Origin of the sequence: Streptomyces sp. NPDC026092 (assembly GCF_040638605.1) — a bacterium.
Lineage (GTDB): Bacteria > Actinomycetota > Actinomycetes > Streptomycetales > Streptomycetaceae > Streptomyces.
Window position 1 is genome coordinate 76727 of sequence record NZ_JBEZYN010000007.1, and the last position, 15296, is coordinate 92022.

The 15296-nt window shown below is 68.4% G+C and carries 9 protein-coding genes and 1 pseudogene; 4 read left to right on the forward strand and 6 right to left on the reverse strand.

Annotated elements, in window-relative coordinates; genetic code table 11:
• Positions 1 to 60: 60 nt before the first annotated feature.
• Both AB0F56_RS13685 and AB0F56_RS13690 read left to right on the forward strand, forming a co-directional pair.
• Positions 61 to 1035, forward strand: coding sequence for a hypothetical protein (locus AB0F56_RS13685; protein ID WP_362008083.1), 975 nt, complete (start codon positions 61 to 63; stop codon positions 1033 to 1035).
• A gap of 839 nt (positions 1036 to 1874) precedes the next feature.
• Positions 1875 to 3332, forward strand: coding sequence for a hypothetical protein (locus AB0F56_RS13690; protein ID WP_362008086.1), 1458 nt, complete (start codon positions 1875 to 1877; stop codon positions 3330 to 3332).
• A 92-nt stretch (positions 3333 to 3424) separates the two neighbouring features.
• Here AB0F56_RS13690 and AB0F56_RS13695 read toward each other — a convergent pair whose 3' ends face one another.
• Positions 3425 to 3832, reverse strand: a complete 408-nt coding sequence (locus tag AB0F56_RS13695; RefSeq protein WP_362008089.1) for an SHOCT domain-containing protein — start codon at positions 3830 to 3832, stop codon at positions 3425 to 3427.
• A 209-nt stretch (positions 3833 to 4041) separates the two neighbouring features.
• Positions 4042 to 6396 carry an arylsulfatase gene (locus tag AB0F56_RS13700; RefSeq protein WP_362008092.1) on the reverse strand — a complete coding sequence of 785 codons (2355 nt, stop codon included), beginning with the start codon at positions 6394 to 6396 and terminating at the stop codon, positions 4042 to 4044.
• A 452-nt stretch (positions 6397 to 6848) separates the two neighbouring features.
• On the opposite strand from AB0F56_RS13700, the gene AB0F56_RS13705 reads away from it, so the two are divergent.
• Both AB0F56_RS13705 and AB0F56_RS13710 read left to right on the forward strand, forming a co-directional pair.
• The gene (locus tag AB0F56_RS13705; protein ID WP_362008094.1) at positions 6849 to 7253 is read left to right on the forward strand and encodes a hypothetical protein; all 405 of its coding nucleotides are present in this window, start codon (positions 6849 to 6851) and stop codon (positions 7251 to 7253) included.
• A gap of 661 nt (positions 7254 to 7914) precedes the next feature.
• A pseudogene (locus AB0F56_RS13710) lies at positions 7915 to 8749 on the forward strand (class II glutamine amidotransferase).
• Between the two features lie 370 nt (positions 8750 to 9119).
• Here AB0F56_RS13710 and AB0F56_RS13715 read toward each other — a convergent pair.
• The 4 genes from AB0F56_RS13715 to AB0F56_RS13730 form a co-directional block, all read right to left on the reverse strand.
• Positions 9120 to 9317, reverse strand: a complete 198-nt coding sequence (locus tag AB0F56_RS13715; protein ID WP_362008097.1) for a hypothetical protein — start codon at positions 9315 to 9317, stop codon at positions 9120 to 9122.
• A gap of 116 nt (positions 9318 to 9433) precedes the next feature.
• Positions 9434 to 12022, reverse strand: coding sequence for a LuxR C-terminal-related transcriptional regulator (locus AB0F56_RS13720; RefSeq protein WP_362008100.1), 2589 nt, complete (start codon positions 12020 to 12022; stop codon positions 9434 to 9436).
• Positions 12023 to 12212: 190 nt separating this feature from the next.
• Positions 12213 to 13442, reverse strand: a complete 1230-nt coding sequence (locus AB0F56_RS13725; RefSeq protein ID WP_362008103.1) for a SpoIIE family protein phosphatase — start codon at positions 13440 to 13442, stop codon at positions 12213 to 12215.
• 398 nt (positions 13443 to 13840) lie between these two features.
• The gene (locus tag AB0F56_RS13730; RefSeq protein WP_362008106.1) at positions 13841 to 15004 is read right to left on the reverse strand and encodes a tyrosine-type recombinase/integrase; all 1164 of its coding nucleotides are present in this window, start codon (positions 15002 to 15004) and stop codon (positions 13841 to 13843) included.
• Between the last annotated feature and the right edge of the window lie 292 nt (positions 15005 to 15296).

Consider the following 15296-nt stretch of genomic DNA (forward strand, 5'->3'; position numbering starts at 1 on the left):
CACCACGATCGGTGCCTGTCGGGCCCCTGCTTCCATGCCCCCGTACGCCTGGAGCTCCGTATGCCCCACCGCCTGCTGTACGGCCCGCCCAGGACCGCCTCCGTAGCCGTCGCGGCCCTCTTGGCGGCCACCCTCACCGCCGTGCCGAGCGGCCCCGCCCATGCCTTCACCGGTGACAACCACGAGGACATCACCCGGGCCGCACTGCCCTGGGAACCGATCACGCTGACGGCAATGGCCGACGCGCGCGACGGGGCGGTCAATGCCGACGACCACCGTCCCTACTTCAACGTCGGACCCCTTCACTGCGACAACGCCGACTACCTCGGCCCCCGCTACGCCACCGGCTACCCCCGCACCCGGGACGAGGCCACGACCGAGCTCCTTGCCTGCATCCGCACATCCGTCACCCGCTTCCGCAACGCGGTCCGGGCCGCCGACGGCCTCGTCGACGCCGACGGCGAAGTGCGCGCCGACCAGAGCGACCTGTCTTCACCCTGCACGTGGGACGGACGGCCCGGACGGGCCAAATGTGCCGTGCTCGAGCAGCTCGGCCGCGGCTGGCACCCGATCGAGGACTTCTACTCGCACTCCAACTGGAGCGACCGGGCCGCCCCCGGCCCGATCGGCCTCGACAACCCGCCCGGCCTGGAGCGCACGGGCCTCGCGCCGTTCCTCGACATACGCCGCTACAGCACCATGACGGACGCCGACTGGACCCGGGAAGCGAGCGAGCACATCCCCGCGGATCTTGCCACCGGCTGCTACACCGACATCGATTCCACCGGCGTCAAACCAGCCGACTGCGACGGCCGCGTCCCCCACAACCGGGTTCTGAACAAGGACACCGCCGCATCCGACCGTTCGAAGACAGGCGACAACTTCCGCCATGCGACGGCCGGAGCGACCGCCGAGATCACCCGCCAGTGGAACGACTTCAAAGCCGAGCTACTCAGGGCCTACCCCGATCACGGGCGCGGCGCGCAGATGGTCTGCGCGCTCGTCCACGACGACCCGGCCACCGACTGCCCCTGACGCTTGCGTCTCCCGCCCGACGCGACCTCAGGAGGTGAGCTCGTAGAGGCTCCTGACCACGATCCACAGGCCGAGGCAGGTGAGGACGATCGCCGGCTACTTGTGCCCTGCCATCCGTGCGTGCAGGTTCAACAGCGCGTCCGTCAAGGGCCGTGGAGCCGCGCACCCATGATCGTGTCCGACGGCGCCGCCGGCTGCCGGCCTGCCCCTCGGTGGGGGTTGGGCGGCGTCGACTCCCATAGGTGTCCGGCCCGTTGATGTGAATGTCTCTCAACCCGGGGGCGTGGCTGCGTCCCTGAGGGCTCGGGGGCAACCCGGGCCCCCGCGGTACAACGGCTTCCGTTTCCCGGCCGATCCCGCTCATTCGTCGTGGGCTTGGACTCGGACGCTGGTTGGGCTGGACCGCTGGTTCACTTCGCACCGCCCTGTCGAATGGTCGGTCACACAGAGCTCGACCACCGACGCGGCCTCGGCCCGGTCGGCCGACACAGACTGGCCGTTCAGCCGGGACTGCCGAAGGGTGCTTCATCCTGCGGGTCGCCTGGCGGTATGACGTCAGCTCCCAGGAGATCGACGAGCCGTCCGTGGAGCCGCGAGCGAGCTCGACTGACGGCCGTTCCCGCTCCCGGACCGGCGCGACACACGGCGGTCCTCCGCCGGTGCCCGGCCGCCGCCTCCAGTCTGATTCCGGATCGGCCGTCGACGCAGGCGCACGGGGATTCACCCGAGCGAGCACAGCCAGTAGCGCATGCATCACTCACAGTATCTCCTGGAAAAGGCGCGTCGTCAGTGCGACTGCCAACCGCCTCTGCCAGAGGACCCGACGCAGGGAGCATGCCATGCCGAGCGGCCAGCCCGATCCGGCTTCCGATCCGACGGGCGACAACAGCCCGCAGCAGGGCCGGTCCGACGGAGAACAGCCCGAAACCGGCCGACCCCCACACACCGCGCCCGAGCCCCCGCTCACCGCGGGCGACCGCTCCGAGCTCGACGAACTGCGGCAGCGGCTCGCCGCGCTCGAGGCGTCGAAACCACCGCCCCGGGCACGTCACCACCTACTTCGAACGTCCGGCTCGGTCGTACTGATCGTCATCTCCTCCCTGCTGGCGCTGCTCGCGGTCGTCGCCGTGTGGACCGACTCCATCGTCGGCGACACCGACCGGTACGTCGCGACCGTCGCGCCGCTGGCGAGCGACCCCGATGTCCAGGCCGCGGTCACCAACCGGGTCACCACGGAGGTCCTGTCCCACATCGACGTGAAGGCCGTGGTGGACCAGCTCTCCCAGGCCGCCACCGAGCAGGGTGCGCCACCCCGGCTCGGCAAACTCATCGGAGACCTGACCGGGCCGATCACCAGCGGCCTCACCCAGCTGGTCAGCAGCACCGTGAACAAGGTGGTGACCAGCGACCAGTTCGCCACCCTGTGGGTCAACGCCAACCGGGCCGTGCACTCCACGCTCGACAAGGCCCTGACGGGCAAGGGCGGCGGCGCGGTCTCGCTGGAGAACAACCAGGTCGCCATCGACATCGGGCCGTTCGTCGCCAAGGTGAAGGACGAGCTGGTGAGCTCCGGCTTCGGACCCGCGGCGAAGATCCCGGAGGTACACACCAACTTCGTGGTGTTCGCCTCGAAGGACGTCGGCAAGGTCAAGACCTACTTCCGACTCCTGCAGATCATGGGCACCTGGCTGCCGATCATCGCCGTACTGGTCGCCGCCGCCGGCGTGTTCACCGCCGTCAACCGGCGGCGCGGCCTGATCGGCGCGGCAGTCGGGGTGGCCGTCGCCATGCTCTTCCTGGGCGTCGTGCTGACGGTCTTCCGGTCCTTCTACCTCGACCATCTGCCGCCCGGAGCGTCCCAGGCCGCCGCCGGCTCAATCTACGACACCCTGATCCGCTTCCTGCGCGCGGCCATCCGCGCCGTGGGTGTCACCGCACTGGTGACGGCCGTCGGCGCCTTCCTGATCGGCCCGTCGAGGGTCGCCGTTTCGATCCGCACCGCCTGCAGGTCGGCGATCGGCGCGCTTCGGGACGCCTCGACGGCACACGGGCTGCGCCTCGGGCCGGTCGGCCGCTTCGTCAACCACTACAAACGCTGGATCGGGGCCGGGATTCTCGCCATCGCGGCCGTCGTCCTCGCGACGTGGAGCTACCCGACCGCGGCGGTCGTGGTATGGATCGTCGTCGTGGTCCTGGTCGGCTTCGCCATCCGCGAGTTCCTCGACACGGGACCGGCGACCTCCCACGCATCGCCGACCGGCACCGGCCGCACAAGCACCTCACCCCCCGGTGAGTGATCCGTCGCATCCGATACACGGGGCCTTGGCACATGCCCTTGCCCGGGTGCCGCGCCGCCGGGAGCCGGCGGCGCGGCACCGTGTGAGCGGGTTCAGTGGAGAATCTTCTCCTTGGCCCGCTGAAACTCCGCATCGGTGATGTCGCCCTTGGCGCGGATCTCGGAGAGCTTGGCGAGTTGATCCGCCTCGCCGCCGGGCCCAGCCCCGCTGCCGGCGGTCTCGCGCACGTAGTCGTCGAAAGCCTGTTGCTGGGCTTGGACGTGTCTCGCCTCGCGCTTGCCCATGCCCTTGCCCCGGGCCAGGACGTAGACGAACACGCCGAGGAAGGGGACCACGACCACGAAGATGAGCCATCCCGTCTTCGCCGCCCCGCTGAGCTCGTCGTCCCGGAAGATGTCGCCGATGATCCGGAAGAGCAGAACGATCCACAGGACCCACAGGAAGATCCACATGACCGTCCAGAACGCTCCGAGGACCGGGTAGTCGTAAGCCAGGTTCATGTCGTCGCTCCTTCTCCCTCGACTTCTCCCCCGCGTTCTCCCCCGCCCCCGTCGGACGGCAAGGCAGCGGGTTCAGTCCGAAGACCTATTCGATGCCACGGGCCGCCGTCACCACTCGGGCGCTGCCGACCACGGGGGCGATGGTCACGAGGGTCGCGGCCATCGTCCGGCTCCCTTCCTCCAACTCCTTGTTCGTGGGCGTCCCGCGTTCAGTCGATCATGAACCAGCCGCGTACCTGCGCCTCGTGGTCGACGTAGCGTTCGCCGGAGACGTCCACGACGACCTTGTCGATCGTGCCGCCGGTGAAGGGGAACGGCCCCTGGTAGTCGGGGGTGACGGGTGAGGCGTCGTCGCGGCCGACGCAGATCCCGTCGCCGACGACGCAGAAGTTCCCGGGCTGGGTGACGATGTCGTCGCGGCCCACCTCCTGGTCGTCCATGTAGAGGGTGAGGGTGCCCGTGGCGCCGGGCATCGCGGGGTCGGTGCTCCGCCCGTTCGCCGCGAACTCGGCCGTGAGAACGTGCTTGCCCGGCGGGATCTCCCGGTCCGCGTCCACGACCTGGAGGGTGCTGCCGACCCAGTTGTACGCGTAGTGCAGACGATGGTCCTTGACGTAGAGGCTGTGGCCGCCCGCCACACCACCGTGGGCGTAGAGAACGCCCTCGGCGTCGGCCGACCCGACGTCGACCCCGGCGGCGATGGTGTACGACCGGCCGCTGGTCACCACGCCGGACTGTTCGGGCACCGCAGCGGAGTCGGGGTAGTACACGTAGCGGTCGCGCTCGGGACTTCCGTGCGGGCGCTCGGCCACTACCTGTTCCAGTGCGCTGCGGTCGTCCAGCGGTAGCCCGTTGTAGATGCCCGCGTAGTAGTACCAGAGGCTCTTGAGGGTCTCCAGCCGTTCCGGTTCCCGCTCGGCCAGGTCCGTCGACTGCGCGCGGTCGGTGGTGAGGTGGTAGAGCTCCCACACGTCGTTCGCGAAGTTGCCCCAGCCGCTCAGTGGCGGGTGAACCGTGCAGGCCAGCCACCCTTCGTGGTAGATCGAGCGCTGTCCCAGCATCGTGTAGAACTGGGTCTGGCGTCCCGGCGCATCGGGGTCGGTGAGCGAGGCTTTAAAGCTCTCGCCCTCGATCGGGTTCTGCGGGTAGCCCTTGACCACCTCGGGCGGCTCGATGCCGAGCAGGTCGTAGAGCGTGGGCGCGACGTCCACCGCGTGGACGTACTGCCGGCGCACCTCCCCCCGGGCCTCGATGCCCGCGGGCCAGGCGACCAGACACATGTCGGCCACGCCGCCCTCGTAGCCGGCCCAGCGCTTCCAGTACGGGAACGGTGTGTCGAACGCCCAGGCCCACCCGGTGTTGTAGTGGTTGTACGAGGTCGGGCCGCCGAGCTCGTCGATGTGTTCCAAGGACAGGGCAGTCGGCGTGGACATGCCGTTGAAGAACCGCCACTCGTTGAAGGTTCCGTCCGGTCCGCCCTCACCACTCGCCCCGTTGTCGGAGACGGCCACGATGATCGTGTTGTCGAGCTCGCCGGCCGATTCGAGGAAGTCGAGCACCCGGCCCAGCTGGTCGTCGGTGTACGAGACGTATCCGGCGAAGACCTCGGCCATCCGGACGAACAGCCGTCGCTCGTCGGCACTGAGCTCGCCCCAGGGCCGGACCGTGTCGAGCATCGGCCACAGCTGGCCGTCCGGTCCGGTCACCTCGGGCTCGCCGTGCGGGTTGATCGCGGAGAGCTCCGTGTCCTCCGGCAGCAGACCCATGTCCTTCTGGCGGCGCAGAATTCCGGGCCGGATCGCCTCGTAGCCCTCGTCGAAGACGCCCTTGTACCGGTCGGCCCACTCCTTGAACACATGGTGCGGCGCATGGGCCGCATCGAGGGAGAGGTACATGAAGAACGGCTTGCCAGGGTCGACGACCTTGGCGTCGCGGATGAACTCGATGGCCCTGTCCGAGAAGTCCTTCGCGATGTGGTAGCCCTCTTCGGGTGTGGCCGGCGGGTCGATCGGGTGGTTGTCGTGGATCAGGTCCGGGTACCAGCAGCTCGATTCACCGCCGAGGAAGCCGTAGAACCGCTCGAAGCCGCGCCCCAGGGGCCAGCGCCCCTTGTAGGCGGCCATGTTGATCTCCTCGCCGGGGGTCAGATGCCATTTGCCGACGCAGTACGTGTTGTAGCCGCGCTCGCCCAGCACCTCCGAGATGAATCCGTTCTCGAACGGGATGCGGGTGGAGATGCCGGGGAAGCCGGAGCTGAACTCGGCGATCGTTGCCATCCCGTTCGACGTCGCGTTCCTGCCGGTCAACAGCGAGGCCCTGGTCGGCGAGCACAGCGCCGTGGTGTGGAAGTTCGCGTAGCGCACCCCCAGGTCGGCGATGCGTGACATCGTCGGCGTCCTCACCGGACCGCCGAAACAGTCCATCGTCCCGTAGCCGACGTCGTCCCACGCGATGACCAGCACATTCGGGGCGTTCTCAGGTGCCTTCGGGGCGAGGTACGGAGACCAGTCCGGCTGCGCGTCACGGATGTCGAGGGCGACCTTCCCTTTGAAGCGCTTACCCATGACGGTTCTCCTCGCTGCCCCGAGTCCGGACCGGATGCCCCTCCACCATCGCCGGGGACGGCCCGTCTCACCTCACCCCCCACGGGTGACAGCGCCCAGGAGCGGAGCAGGCGTACGACGTCATCGAACGGCGCTGCGCCGCCCCCGTTGCCTGCGCCGCTCCCAGCAGCCTGCCGCCGCACGCGCCGACCAGGAGCACCCCGCAGCCGACGACACCGGTGTCGTGGCCAGCCGACGGGAGCCCGCCGCGTACGCGGCGGCACCCGCCACCGCCACACCTGTCCAGGCTTCACCGCTCATCTCCGGGCCTTACCGTCCCTGGGCCTTCGCAGCTCTAGCGATCCTGCACGCGGAGCTCACCCGCCGCGGGTGATCGCCCCTGCCCGGCCAAGTCACATGCTCAAAGAGGTAGTGCCGGCTGCTCCATCGCACCGAGGAAGTGAGGAAAACCCATGGTCACGACCCACAACCGCTCGGATGCGTCCCCAACGGGGGCGGGCGGACTGACGACGTTCGCCGGTGTCCTGCTGTTCATCGCGGGCGTCCTCGACCTCCTCCGGGGAATCATGGCGATCGCCGAGGACGACGTCTACGTGTCCACCCCCAACTACCTCTTCAAGTTCGACCTGACCAGCTGGGGCTGGATCCAGCTCATCCTCGGAGTGATCGCCATCCTGGTGAGCATGGGTCTCTTCGCACGCGCCACGTGGGCCCGGTTCGTCGGGGTCGGCATCGCGGGACTGCTGATCATCGCCAACTTCCTGTCGATCCCGTACTACCCCGTCTGGTCGATCATCCTGATCGCGCTGTACGCCTTCGTCATCTGGGCCCTGTGCGTCGTACGGCGGGAACCCTGATGGAGGGTGCCTAGCCACCGGCCACGGTGAGGGGGTGAAGGACATGCCCGCCGGCTCGCTCGTCGGCCGGGCGTGTTCCAAGACGCCGCGTGGATCGTGGAAGGGCGGATCGTGGAAGGCGAGTCGGAGGGGCCGCACAGAGCGAGGCGGTCCTGCTACGGCCGGTGAGGCCGGGACGTCTTTCGTCTGAACCCCGCATCGCTGCCGCCACGGAACGCGTTGGTGCCCGTGGACGCCGTGAGTGTTCGTACACCCCCTCAACCCCGGGGGAGGTACGGCGCCCGTGCCACCTGACCGCGGCGACCACACTGACCGGCCTGATCTCTGACGTCATACGACGGAACCTTCCGCTTTCAGGTGCACACAATCCCCAGCCACCTCCATTCCCGGCCTATGCCATCCCTCCTCGGGATCGACGGGTTCAGCGCCATCGGGCAGGCGCCGCCCTCACCCAGCTCACCCTGCTCCTCGGCTTTGGTGGCAAGCAGGCTGACGACCCCGCCAGGGCCGTCGCCAGTCACCTGTTCCGGGTGATGTGGAGCTGTGCTCATCGGTCCCATAGTGGAGTGCGCCCTATCGGCGCAGCAGTCACCGCGCCTCCTTCCAGAGGTGTCACATCACTGTGGCCGCGTGGTTCAGAAGATCATGAAGGTGATAGCCGATGTGCCGGTGGTTCGCTTATATGGGCACGCCTGTCTTGCTCGACACTGTTCTTTACAAACCGGTCCACTCGCTGATCGATCAGAGCCTGCACGCTCGGATGAGCATTGAGACGACAAATGGTGACGGATTCGGAGTCGGCTGGTACGCCACATTCAACAGCACCCCTGCGGTCGTCCGGGACACCGGCCCGGCATGGAGTAGCTGCAACCTGTGGGAGATCGCCAGCCATGTCCGCTCCCCGTTGTTCTTCGCTCACATCCGTGCTTCGACCGGTACCCCGGTGCAGCAGACCAATTGCCATCCGTTCCGTTACGGCCGCTGGATGTGGATGCACAACGGCGTCATCATCGGCTTCTCCCGTATACGGCGCGATCTCGCCCTGGCGGTCGATCCGGAGCTTTTCCGCAGCATCGAAGGATCGACAGACTCGGAAATGATGTTCTACCTGGCGCTCACCTTCGGTCTGGAGCAGGACCCGCCGGGCGTCGTCGCGCGGATGGCCAACCTGGTGGAACGGACCGGTCATGACCATGGAGTGGAGTTCCCCTCTGGAGATGACGGTCGTCGTGACGGACGGGCAACAGACGTGGGTCTTCCGCCACTCCACTCAGGGAACCTCTGGCTCGCTGTATTACAGCACCCAAGTGGAGACGCTACGAGCACTCCATACCGACGTGGCGTTTCTGCGGGAAGTATCCGACGAGACCCGTCTCATCGTGTCCGAGCCGCTGGGGGATCTGCCCGGCGTCTGGAACGAGGTCCCCGAGAGCAGCTACGGCATTGTGCGGCCAGGAAAGAACGACCTGCTTCCCTTCGCCTCGCTATTCGTATAGCGCTCCTCATCCTCGATACGGAATGACATACCGGCGCCATAATCTGCCGGCCGCTCCTCAGGCTCGACCTGGGGCAGTACCACGCCCTCGCGCTCTTGGCCCGGCACCCGGCCGGGAACGAGGTTGTCGGTCACACGGTAGGCCCAGACGGGTCTGCCGCGCCCTGGACACCTGCCACCGACGTGGCCACGCGCTTCGACCACCGTCGCAGTCGAGACGTTCATGACCGAGCTGTCCAGCACCATCACGAACTGACCGGGCGCACCCGCATCGGAAGGGCGTCTGTCGGGCGGACGCTCCGGTCGTGAATCCTCATGGCGAAGGGCGAGAGCGACATCCTCATAGGCTGGTGTCCGATGAGTCATGCACCTCAGGGAGTGGTCCTGCGCATCTCCACCACGTGGAGGCCCAGCGACTGGCAGCGCGCGAGCAGCCCGTAGAGATGTGCCTCGTCGATGAGCTGGCCGAACAACAGGGTCTGTCCGGACAGGGTGCAGCTCTCCAGCTCCGGGAACGCGTCGGTCATCGTCCTCGACATCTGTCCCTCCACACGGATCTCACATTGCATGAGCGCATCCCTCGCGCGAGTGTCGTCCTCCGAGGACCCAGGTACTCATGCTCTGCCGTCGTACAGAACGCCGCATCACCCCGGCCGGGTGACCTCGGCCGCCTCGCCGGAAGTCGTCACAGCAGGCCCAGTTCCCGAGCCTGGCGTACGGCCTCACCACGCCGGGTCACCGCGAGTTTGCAGTAGATGTGCCTCAAATGGGTCTTGACCGTGTTGACGGAGAGGAAGAGCTCGGCGGCGATCTCCTCTGTCGACATCATCTGCGCCAGCTGCTCCAGGACTTCGCGTTCGCGGTCGCTGAGCGGCTCGATCACGGAGGCGAGAGCAGCCCCGCCGCTCTCCATCGCAAGTGGCTCCACGACCGGACCGGTCGTGAGCCAGCCATGCGCCTGTCCCGGCGACGGTCGGCGGGCAAGCAGCTCCCGAAGCCAGGGCCCTGCCTCCAGGAACGGTTGCCTCAGGCGTTCGGGCCGGGCGACGGCCAGGGCGCGGGCGACGAGGTGCCGGGCCGCCACCTCGTCGCCCAGCACGCGGCCGACTTCGGCCCGTACCAGCAAGGTCCGAACCGTAACGGCCGGTCCGTGACGGCCGGTTCCGGGCAGGGTGTCAATGAGGGAGCGTGCGGCATCGGTGTCGCCGGCGGACAGCCGTGCACGGGCCGAGGCGATCAGGAACTCCGGTCCGGCGTCCGGCCGCCCTGCCAGTGCCTCGGCCGCGGCGCTCGGGCGCCCCATGGCGATGTGCGCGGCGGCCGCGGCAAGCGCCCTCTGGGCATCCACCCATGGTGAGGGCACCTGTGCGGACGGCCCGTCCTGTACGTCATCGAGCACGCGGAGGGCCTTGTCGGGGCTGCCCCCGGCGAGCAGCAGCCGCGAGCGGGTGATGGTCAGCCAGGAGTCTGTGACCGAGTCGTGGGAGTGGGACGGCGGCAGGCTCGCACGGTGAAGAAGCGCCTGGGCAGAAGTGAGATCGGCGCGCTCGACCTCGACGGCCGCCAGCACCAGGTGCCCCAGCGAGGTGCCCGCCGAGGGCAGGCCGGACCGCTTCGCCTCGACGATCGCCCGCCTCGCGTGTGCCTCGGCCCGACCCGGCCATCCCTCCAGGAAGTCGATCAGAGCGAGTCGAGACAGGGAGTCGTAGCGGAGGAAGGCCGTCGAAAGGTCGTCGGACGTCTCGACCGTGGCGGTGAGCGCCGTCCGAGCCGCGTCGAAGCGGCCCGCCCACAACCGGGCCGCTCCCAGAGCGGCGAGCCTCAGCGTTCGGATCTCCGGATGCGCTTCCAGACGCGTCGCGAGGACCTCCCGTGCCTCGAGCACCTCGGCGCGCCGGGCAGCGGTCTCGGCCATGTCCGCCGAGCCGAGGAACCAGCCCGCCAGCACCCGCAGCAGCGCGCCGCTGAGATGGGCCGCCGACGCGTCCGGTGCCTCCGCCGGTGGTAGGTGCGCCTCGGCACGTCGCAGGTCGGTGAGACCTCGCTCGATGTCGTACCGCGCCATTGCACGGGCAGCGCGAACCAGGTGGGCGGCCGGGCCCGGCGTGTCCGCCGGCATCCCAGCGAACAGCTCGCCGAGACGGTCCGCGTCCAGCCCGGTGAAGAGACGGCCGATGGCCAGGTCGTCGACGAGCCGGTCGACTGCGAACGTCCAGTCTCCCGCTTCGACGGCATGGGGCAGCGCCTCCGTGAGCAGGCCGGCATCGCTCAGCCATCGGGCGGCCACGCCGTGCAGCTCGCGTTCCAGTCCGGGCTGCCTGGTGTTCAGATGGGCGCGCAGGATATCGGCGAACAGTGGATGAAGCCGGTACCACGAGTGACCGATCGGCTCGACGAACGCGTTCGCACGCTCCAGCTCCTTGAGAACGAGAGCGGCATCGTCCCGTCCGGTGAGGGCGTCCGCCAGCCCCGGATGAGTCCGCTCGCAGATGCTGGCCCGCAGGAGCAGGTCCTGGCTCACGGCGGACTGGGTGTGCAACACCTCGGCCAGCAGGAAGTCCGCGACGGGGCTCTGCCCGGACTCGAACTCCTTCAGGAAGGTCTCCGGGTCGTCCGCCTGCTGCGCCGCGAGGATGCACAGCCGTAGCCCTGCGGCCCAGCCGCCGATCCGTTCGGTCAGCGCGTGGGCGCCCGCCTCCGGCAGAGGCAGACCGTGCCGACGCAACAGATCGGCCGTCTCCTCGGGCCTGAACGCCAGGTCGGCACTGCGGATCTCGGTCACTTCGCCAGTGGCGCGGTACCGGTGCAGCGGCAGCAGCGGCTCGGTACGGGAGACGAGGACCAGGCGCAGCCCCGCGCCCGCGTGGTGGAGCACGAACTGCAACCCGTCGGCGACCTCCGGCGCGGAAACCCGCTCGAACTCGTCGAGAACGAGAATCACCGGCTCGGTCCGGCCGTTCAGGTACGCCGCGAGCCGGGACAGGAGCGAGTCGTCCACCTCGCCGGGGCGAGCGGGACTGCCGATACTGTCGGGAAGGGAGATCCCGTGGTGTCGCAGGGCTTCCAGTACGTAGGCCCAGAAGATTCCCGGGGCGTCGTCCCCGGACTCCACCGTCAGCCACACCACCTGACCAGGCAGGGGCGGTCGGTCGGCCCAGCTGGCGACCAGCAGTGTCTTGCCCGCCCCCGCCGGACCGTTGACCAGCACCAGACGGCACCGACCGGCCAGAGCGAGGGTGAGGGGTTCGGTCAGGCGGCTCCTGCTGACGAACATCGGGGGGACGCCGGGGACGGTGAACCGAGCAGCGAGAACGGGGGCGCCGTCAGGCGCCAGGGCCCCGGCGACGCCTTCGCGAGCAAAGCCGCGGGATGCGTGAGGCATGACACTCACCACACTGGCAGAGCTGCCCGCCGAGTCAAATCGGGACCTGCTCCGATGCGTACCCGTTCTCCGCGGGTGCGGGTCACAGGCGGAGGACGACCAGCGCCGTGTCGTCGGTGTTGCCGTCGGACGGGAGCAGGTCGGCGAGGAGAGCGTCGGCCAGGTCCTCCGGTCCGGCTCGTCCATGTCGGGTGAGGGAGGCGGCGAGGCGGCCCAGCCCGGTGTCGATGTCCTCCGTGCGTCGTTCGATCAGGCCGTCGGTGTACAGCACCAGGGTGGCGCCTTTGGTGAACGCCACGCTGTCCTCCGGTCGCGGAACGTGCTCGGGGCGCACGCCAAGAGGTGGATCGGTCGCCTGATCGAGAAAGGTCACGGTGCCGTCGGGATCGAGCAGGGCCGGCGGGGGATGGCCCGCGCTGCTATACGTGAGGGTGTGGGTGCCCCAGTCGATGAAGGCATTCACCACAGTGGTCGACTCGGCGCCCTCGATGCTGCGGGCATACAGCCCGAGGGCTTCCAGGGCTCGGGCCGGGCCGTCGGCGACACGGGCGGCGGCGCTCAGCGCGCTGCGCAGCTGCCCCATGACGCAGGCTGCTTCCAGGCCGTGGCCGACGACATCGCCGACGGCGACCGCGATGCGGTCACCGGGCAGGTCGACCAGGTCGTACCAGTCGCCGCACACGTTCAGGGCGTCGACGGCGGGCCGGTAGCGGACGGCTGCCCGGTGATGGCCGACCGGCGTGGGGGCGGGCAGCATCGCCGCCTGCAGGGCCAGGGCGACCTTACGGTCACGCGCCTGCGAGAGGCGCAGGCGTTCGTTGATGTCCTGCAGCTCACGGGCGCGGGTGAAGAGCTCAGCCTCCAGAACACGGGCGCGGGCGTCTCCGCCCGCGCCGCCGCGGGCTCGGATGAGTTCGGTGACCTCCTCCACCCGGTGCACGATCAGCACCACGCTCCCGTCCGGGCCGAACACGGGTGCGTTGACCGGACTCCAGAAGTGCTCCACCCAGCGCCCTGGCCGTCCGGTGTCCTCGATGTCATACCGCAGCAGCGCCATGGTGTCGCGCTCGCCGGAGGTCACCACACGCAGCATCGACTCCCGGGTCTCCCTCATGCCGGCCGCGGCCGGTTCGTCGGGGTGCTCGGGAAAAACGTCGAAGATGTAGCGGCCCACCAGTTGGTCCCGGGTGCGCCCGGCGAGCCGGAGGAAGTCCTCGTTGGCGTCCGCGTACAGCAGGTCAGGAGTGAGCAGAGCCACCATGCCGGGCAGGGCACGGAAGACCGCCCCGTAGTCGATCTGCGGATTCCTCATGCACTGCCCGCCTCGGCGCCGCCCGTCGGATTGCTGATGCCCCACAATAAGAGCGACGCGCCGTGGATGCGGGGCACCACTCCCCGGGACCCCTGTGTCCGCTCCGAGGGCCGACCGGCGGCGGTGTTGATGTGGCCGAATTTCGTGGGTGTGGAGTTCGGCTGGAGTTTCCGCTGATGCTGCCCTGGGCGCGAACCGTGGTGGCCCGCCGATCAGCACGAAGCCTGTCGCCGAACGGGTCGCCTGCGAACGGGGCGGGCCGCCCCCAAGATCCGGACCGTTCTCGGACCAACCCCTTCCGAGGAGCCGTCCATACTGCCGTTTCCCTTGGTCAGCATGGGTGCAACCGCTGTACCACCAGTAGACAAAGAACCTGCTCTTCTCCGGAAGCGGTGAAATCAGGCTGCTTCCCAGAGGCCGGCATCGAGGATCCGGGCGGCCTTGGTGATGCTGCCCGGCATCAAGTGCCGGTAGGTCCGGTAGGTCTCCTCGATGGACTTGTGGCCCATCCACTCCGCCACGTCGGTGATGGGGATTCCGTTCCCCAGGGCGTTCGAGGCGAAGTAGTGCCGGAAGCCGTACATCCCCACCCCTTCTTCCGGAGGAAGGTCCGCGAAGAGCTTCCTCACCCGACGCCGCTCCATGCCTTCGGTGAAGTAACCGCCCGGGCCGCGCAGCAGGTAGCCGTCCTTGGTGGTGCCGTGCTTCTCCGCGTAGCGCTCGATCGCCTCCCGCACCGACCGTGGCAGAGGCACCTCACGGAACTCCCCCGCCTTGCGGTGCTTCAGCTTCGCCGGCTTCAGCGTGTTGGAATGGATCTGCTCGCGCACCCGGTACACATCCTGCGCCACGACATTGTTGACGTTCACCGCCCGCGCCTCACCATTGCGCAGACCACACCCCGCCATCATGACGATCTCCAGCGCCAAGTCCTCGTCGGCAACGGCCAGTGCTTTCGTCACGTAGCCGAGAGACGGAATGGCGACCGTTCCCCGAACATATTCGGGTTCCTGGACCCCCTTCACCGGATCGTCCGCCATGGCCCCCTTGGCGTACGCGTCCCGCAGGATGGTCTTGAGGACCCGGAAGATGTTCACCTGGTTCCCGCGGCCGACCCCGTCGCTCTCCATCTCGTCCAGGAAACGCTCGACCACGATCGGCGTGACCGAGTTCAGCTTCCGCGCTCCCAGGCGCGGGACGATGTGCGCGTTGATCGAGCTGTCGACGTGCTCCCCCGTGGAGTAATCCGTCATCTTGCGCTGCCGGGGCCGCCACTGCTTCGCGTACTCCTGCACCGTCAGCTGCCCCAGCTCTCGGCGAGCCGCTGCCACTGACGGTGCCGTGGTCTTCTTCTCCGCGTACAGATGCGTGAGGCGTTCAATCGCGTCGTTCTGCGTGGCGTAGCCGGACTCCTCACGCTGCTTGCCGAGCGCGTCCCGAAAACGGATCGAGTACGGGTGGGGGCAGCGGGTGGGCTTGGAGCAGCCGCAGTCCTTGAAGAAGGACCCCATGCCGCGGGCGAGCTGTCGGGCCATGTCGCGAAACCATCCGATCCAGCCCAAGAATCATGCTCAGGCGCCGCGCTGTATGTCGAAGGTCAGCAAGCTCGGACACCATGCGGACGCATGCTGACCTGAGGGGGGCACATGATGCCCCTGACCTGCGGCGACGCCAAATAGTTAGATCTTGGACTTGAACAGAGTGCGCAGCACTTTGGACTCCTCTGAGACGGCTCCCTGCCTGCTTTCTGCAGGTCAAGGGCGGTCTCGACTGTACACCGGCACGCGCCGAACGATGTTTGTGAGGAACATCGCTTCCGTCAGACAAAGGGGTCCCCACCTGGGCTTTTCCGCT